We start from the raw sequence: 6,379 nt of genomic DNA on the forward strand, positions 1-6,379 counted from the left end.
AAAAAAGATCAAAAATGGTATTACCAGTTGTAGCTTACGGAGACCCTGTCTTGCGTAAAGTTTCACACGAAATAGATCAAGATTATAAAAATTTAAATGAACTGATCGAGAATATGTTCGATACAATGTACGACTCTAATGGAGTTGGTATCGCAGCTCCTCAAATCGGAAAAGATATACGTTTATTTATTGTAGATTGCTCGCCTTTTGAAGAAGATGAAGATTATGAAGATGTGAAAGATGAATTGAAAGATTTTAAACGCATTTTTATCAATCCAAAACAAATCGGAAGTTCTGAAGGTGACGAATGGGCTTTTACAGAAGGATGTTTAAGTATTCCTCATATACATGAAGATGTAACACGTCCAGAATCTGTTACGTTAGAATATTTTGATGAAAATTGGGAGAAACATACCGAAACTTTTTCCGATATTCGTGCTCGTGTTATTCAACACGAATATGATCATTTGGAAGGAAAGCTTTTTATTGACTATATTTCGAGCTTTAAAAAGAAATTAATAAGTAATAAATTAAAAAATATAACAAAAGGGAAAGTAAACACGAGTTACAAAATGAAGTTCCCTTCATAGACCCTTAAACATACATTTAGAATATGGATTTATCAAGAGTTATCGCAATTTCAGGAAAACCAGGATTATACCGTTTAATTTCTCAAACAAGAGGAGGTTTTGTTGTTGAAGATTTAGAAAAAGGAAAAAAAATCTCAATCGCATCTAACTACAATGTTAGTTTATTAGACAATGTTGCTATTTACGGTGTATCACAAGAGTATCCTTTAGCAGAAGTTTTCTTCAGAATTTACAAAAAAGAAAACGGTGGAGAAACTGTAGATCACAAAGTTTCTGGAGCGGAATTACGTAAATATATGGAAGAAGTTTTACCAGAATATGACGATTCAAGAGTTTATGATTCTGATTTGAAAAAATTATTCCAATGGTATAATATCTTACATAAAAACGGATTATTAAACATTGACTTAGCTGCTGTAGAAGCTGCAATGGCTGCTCAACAAGCACAAGAAGCTCAAATTGAAGCACCTGTTGCTGAAGTAGAAGCTACTGAAGAAGTCGCTGTAGAAGAAAAACCAAAAAAGAAAGCTCCTGCTAAAAAGGCGGCTGACAAAAAAGACGCTGAAGAAAAACCTGCTGCTAAGAAACCTGCTGCTAAGAAAGCTACAGCAAAAAAAGATAAAGACGCTGAATAATTAAAGGATGAATACACGTAAAAATCAATTACAAGCTTTCGAAAGATTGTTAGACATAATGGATGAATTACGTGAAAAATGTCCGTGGGATCGTAAACAAACAATGGAAACGTTGCGTACGTTATCTATCGAAGAAATTTATGAACTTTCGGATGCCATCATCGAAAAAGATTCAGATGAAATAAAAAAAGAACTAGGTGATGTTTTTCTTCACCTAGTTTTTTATGCTAAAATCGCATCAGAACAAAATCAATTTGATGTTGCTGATGTACTAAATAGTATTTGCGACAAATTAATTCATCGTCATCCACATATTTACGGCGATGTAGAAGCAAATACCGAAGAACAAGTACTACAAAACTGGGAACAAATAAAACTAAAGGAAGGCAACAAATCTGTACTTTCTGGCGTTCCTACTTCATTACCAGCAATGGTAAAAGCTTACAGAATTCAAGACAAAGTAAAAGGCGTTGGTTTTGAATTTGAAAATTCTGAACAAGTTTTTGAGAAAATTCAAGAAGAAATTATAGAGTTTAAAGAAGAGCAAAATCCAACAGATAAAGAGATGGAATTTGGCGATATTTTATTTTCTTTAATCAATTATGGACGATTTGTAGGCATTAATTCTGAAGATGCGTTAGAACGATCTAACAAAAAATTTATTTCAAGATTCCAAAAATTAGAAAAAATCGTGAAAGAAAACGGTCAAGAAATGGGCGATTTAACTCTTTCCGAATTAGAAAAGTTATGGAATTTAGCGAAAATTCGCTAGTGTAAACTTAACACTATACCGAAGTTTGAAATCTACGAAAACGTTGTAATCAGTAGATTTAACAACATTATAAATATCTTTTATCGACACCAATAAAACAAAGTATTGCAATTTATTGTGCACGCACAGAAAACCGACCTATATTTGCAATGGTTATAGCGAGCAATAGCTTGTAATAATGGAAGGAAGTTTGTTTACTAAGTAAACAGTTTTCTCATTTTTTTGTGGTTTTGATGAAAAGGTGACTTAATGTCGCCTTTTTATTTTTTACAACTTTCCTCACTTCACAATCATTAATCTTTATCATTTTTTGTCTTATTTTTCTTAAATTTGTAAGATGCAGTTTCAACTAAATTCTGAATTCGAACCGACTGGTGATCAGCCAAAAGCTATCCAAGATTTAACAAACGGAATCCTTAATAAAGACCGTTATCAAACACTTTTGGGAGTTACAGGTTCTGGAAAAACATTTACTATTGCCAATGTTGTGCAAGAAACACAGCGTCCCACGTTGGTTTTGGCTCATAACAAGACTTTGGCAGCACAATTGTTTATGGAATTCAAAGAATTTTTTCCAAATAATGCGGTAGAATATTTTGTTTCTTACTACGATTATTATCAACCAGAAGCTTATATTCCTTCATCAGGAACATATATAGAGAAAGATTTATCGATTAACGAAGAAATAGAAAAACTTCGTCTTAGCACAACTTCTTCCCTACTTTCTGGACGTCGCGATATTATTGTGATTGCATCAGTTTCATGTTTATATGGTATTGGAAATCCTAATGAATTTCATAAAAATGTCATTCAAATAGAAACGGGACAAATTATTTCGAGAACGGCTTTTTTACACAAATTAGTACAAGCATTATATTCAAGAACAGAAGGATTATTTCAACGTGGAAATTTCCGAATAAAAGGCGATACATTAGATATTTTTCCTGCTTATGCAGATGACGGAATCAGAGTTAATTTCTTTGGAGATGAAATTGAAGAAATTTCTGTGTTTAATGTAGATTCTGGTAAAACAACTGCGAAATTAGATAAAATTAATATTTATCCTGCCAATCTTTTTGTAACTTCTAAAGATACACTAAATGGCGCTATTGCTGATATACAGATTGATTTAGGAAAACAAACAGAATATTTTCAAGAAATCGGTAAAAACTTAGAAGCAAAACGTTTACAAGAACGTACCGAATTTGATTTGGAAATGATAAAAGAGTTAGGTTATTGCTCTGGAATCGAGAATTATTCAAGATATTTAGATGGTCGAGAACCAGGAACTCGTCCTTTCTGTTTGTTAGATTATTTCCCCGAAGATTATTTGATGGTAATTGATGAATCGCACGTTACCGTTTCTCAAGTTCATGCAATGTATGGTGGAGACCGCTCGCGTAAAGAGAATTTGGTAGAATATGGTTTCCGACTTCCTGCTGCAATGGATAATCGTCCATTAAAATTTGAAGAATTTGAAGCTTTACAAAATCAAGTTATTTATGTTTCGGCAACTCCTGCAAATTATGAATTAGAAAAATCAGAAGGAATTGTTGTAGAACAAGTTATTCGCCCGACTGGTTTATTAGATCCTGTAATAGAAATTCGTCCATCGCAAAATCAAGTTGATAATTTGATGGAAGAAATCAATAAACGTGTAGAATTAGACGAACGTGTTTTGGTGACAACTCTTACAAAACGAATGGCGGAAGAATTGACAAAATATTTAACACGATATGGTGTGCGTTGTCGTTACATACATTCTGATGTTGATACGTTAGAACGCGTGCAGATTATGGCAGATTTACGTACTGGTTTGTTTGATGTTTTAGTTGGTGTTAATCTTTTGAGAGAAGGTTTAGATTTGCCAGAAGTTTCTTTGGTTGCTATTTTAGATGCCGATAAAGAAGGTTTTTTAAGAAGTCATCGTTCATTAACGCAGACTGTTGGTCGTGCGGCGAGAAATGTAAATGGTTTGGCAATTTTGTATGCGGATAGAATGACCGATAGTATGCAAAAAACAATAGACGAAACCAATCGTCGTCGCGAAATACAAATGCAATACAATAAAGACCACGGAAAAGTTCCAACTCCGCTTAACAAAAAAATAACGCAACTAAGTATGGCTTCAGCAAGTTTTGAAGAAAATCCGTACGAACAAAAAAGTTTAGTGAATCAAGCGGCTGAGATTAACGAAAATTACTCAACAGAGGACAAAGATAAATTGGTACAAAAATTGCAAAAAGAAATGGAGAAAGCTGCAAAAAATCTTGATTTTATAAAAGCAGCAGAATTAAGAGATCAAATTCAACTTTTGACTCAAGAAAATTAAGAAGAGAACTCCTACAATGAAAACATTTTTTACAATTATCATATCAGCCATTCTCTTTAGTTCTTGTAATACGCATATCGCAAAAAAATCTTTAAATGATGAATCGATTGAAAACATTGGATTAGATCATTTAATTCATAAAAAAGAATTAAAAATTTACGCAAAATTTGATACACCTCTTAATTATAGTAGACAAAAAAACTTGTCTGGTTTTGCGAGTTGGCTAAATAATATTTCTCTAAAAAATGATAATGTACCCGTTTATATGTACAATGGGCAAAAAAAAGCGAATCCGAACATTTATGTTGGAGTTTTAGATTTAGAACAACCTACAAAAAACGTACAGTTTAATGAAAATGGTGTAATTAGTCTTAGAGCGGAATATTTTTTTCAAACAAAAAACTACGATAAATTAGACGCTTTAGCAAAAATACCAACCAATCCGATTCCATACACAAAATACATAAACGGCGATTATTCCTATAAAAAATACAAAGAATATCTAACATATTATTTAGAAAACTCAAATCCTTCAACCATAAAACATCTTTTAGAGGCTATTCCGTTTAAAGATTTACAAATTGGGGATGTCTTATTTCAAAAAGGTGCAACAAAAAGCCATGCAGTTATTGTAATGGATGTCGCAACAGACAATAAAGGAAATAAGATATATATTCTTGCACAAACTTATTATCCAAGTCAAGACATTCAAATCATCACAAATCCAAGTAACGACTACATCTCCCCATGGAACGAAGCCACTGAAGGTGTTGCACTTACACCAGAATGGAGATTTCTTTCATCAGACTTAATGCGTTTTAAATAGATTATACTTCCATAATCATTTCATTTTACCTAAATTTGTTATTCAAAACCAGAAATCGATAAATAGGTTAAAAGAGAAAATTATGCAAAGAGTATATTTAGATAATGCAGCAACGACTGCTATTCGTCCAGAAGTTGTTGACGAAATGGCAAACGTAATGAAAAACATTTACGGAAATCCTTCATCTACACATGTTTTTGGTAGAGAAGCAAAAGCGTTAATCGAATTATCAAGGAAGAATATTGCTCAACGTCTTAATGTATCTCCTGCCGAAATTTATTTTACTTCTTGTGGAACAGAATCTAACAATACAATTATTCGTTCTTGTGTTAATGATTTGGACGTAACTCGTATTATCACAACAGATATGGAACATAAATGTGTGATAGAAAGCATCAAAGATTTAGAAGTTAGAGGAAAAGCGGAAGTTATTCGTCTTAATATTTTGAAAAATGGTGATGTTGATTATGCTCAATTAGAAGAATTAGTAAAAGATCAATCCAAAAAAACATTGGTTTCGTTAATGCATGCCAATAATGAAATTGGAAATTTGACTGATGTAAAACGAATTTCTCAACTTTGTCAAGAAAACAATACATTATTTCATACAGATACTGTACAAACTGTTGGGCATTATGAACTAGATTTTAAAGATTTAGGAATTGATTTTGCTTCTTGCTCTGCTCATAAAATTCATGGTCCAAAAGGTGCAGGATTTTTATACGCCAAAAAAGCATCGCACATAAAGCCATTAATTGCTGGTGGTGGACAAGAAAGAGGAATGCGTTCTGGTACAGAAAATGTATATGGAATTGTTGGTCTTTCTAAAGCATTTGATTTAGCAATTGACGAATTGGACGCGCACATTGCGCACATCAAAGAAATTAAACAATACACAATAGATCAATTACAAGAATCCATTCCTGGTGTAGCTTTTAATGGATTATCAGCAAATTTAGACAAAAGTTTATATGCTTTATTGTCAATTAAATTACCATTTCACGACACATTAATCGGATTTGAATTAGAGTTAGCAGGAATTGCTGTTTCTCAGGGAAGTGCCTGTAGCTCTGGCGCAGCAAAAGTTTCCTTGGTAATGTCTACTTTATATTCTGATGAAGAAATTGACCAAATGACACCATTACGCGTATCTTTTTCTTACGAAACAACAAAAGAAGAAATTGATGCATTAATTGCTACATTAAAAAAAATAGCTGAAAAACA

General features: G+C 32.5%; 6 protein-coding genes. All 6 read left to right on the forward strand.

Annotated features, from left to right (window positions below):
• The first annotated feature begins 14 nt into the window (after positions 1–14).
• Positions 15–590 carry a peptide deformylase gene (def, locus tag RSC72_RS13330; protein WP_332545695.1) on the forward strand — a complete coding sequence of 192 codons (576 nt, stop codon included), beginning with the start codon at positions 15–17 and terminating at the stop codon, positions 588–590.
• A 23-nt stretch (positions 591–613) separates the two neighbouring features.
• Positions 614–1,225, forward strand: a complete 612-nt coding sequence (locus RSC72_RS13335) for a DUF5606 family protein (protein ID WP_332545693.1) — start codon at positions 614–616, stop codon at positions 1,223–1,225.
• A 7-nt stretch (positions 1,226–1,232) separates the two neighbouring features.
• The gene (gene mazG, locus RSC72_RS13340; protein ID WP_332545692.1) at positions 1,233–1,997 is read left to right on the forward strand and encodes a nucleoside triphosphate pyrophosphohydrolase; all 765 of its coding nucleotides are present in this window, start codon (positions 1,233–1,235) and stop codon (positions 1,995–1,997) included.
• A 337-nt stretch (positions 1,998–2,334) separates the two neighbouring features.
• A complete protein-coding gene (uvrB, locus tag RSC72_RS13345) occupies positions 2,335–4,329 on the forward strand; it encodes an excinuclease ABC subunit UvrB (protein WP_332545691.1) in 1,995 nt (664 codons plus the stop codon).
• Positions 4,330–4,345: 16 nt separating this feature from the next.
• The gene (locus tag RSC72_RS13350) at positions 4,346–5,155 is read left to right on the forward strand and encodes a DUF4846 domain-containing protein (protein WP_332545689.1); all 810 of its coding nucleotides are present in this window, start codon (positions 4,346–4,348) and stop codon (positions 5,153–5,155) included.
• An 82-nt stretch (positions 5,156–5,237) separates the two neighbouring features.
• Positions 5,238–6,379 (forward strand): cysteine desulfurase family protein (locus RSC72_RS13355; RefSeq protein WP_332578571.1); only part of this gene is annotated, 1,142 nt, incomplete at its 3' end.

The organism is Algoriella sp. (assembly GCF_036647415.1).
Taxonomy (GTDB): Bacteria; Bacteroidota; Bacteroidia; order Flavobacteriales; family Weeksellaceae; genus Empedobacter.

What these genes read in the sequence shown, in the direction of transcription:
- uvrB (WP_332545691.1), top strand. Translation starts at nt 2,335, where the DNA reads ATGCAGTTTCAACTAAATTCTGAATTCGAACCGACTGGTGATCAGCCA.
- mazG (WP_332545692.1), top strand. Translation starts at nt 1,233, where the DNA reads ATGAATACACGTAAAAATCAATTACAAGCTTTCGAAAGATTGTTAGAC.
- def (WP_332545695.1), top strand. Translation starts at nt 15, where the DNA reads ATGGTATTACCAGTTGTAGCTTACGGAGACCCTGTCTTGCGTAAAGTT.
- RSC72_RS13350 (WP_332545689.1), top strand. Translation starts at nt 4,346, where the DNA reads ATGAAAACATTTTTTACAATTATCATATCAGCCATTCTCTTTAGTTCT.
- RSC72_RS13335 (WP_332545693.1), top strand. Translation starts at nt 614, where the DNA reads ATGGATTTATCAAGAGTTATCGCAATTTCAGGAAAACCAGGATTATAC.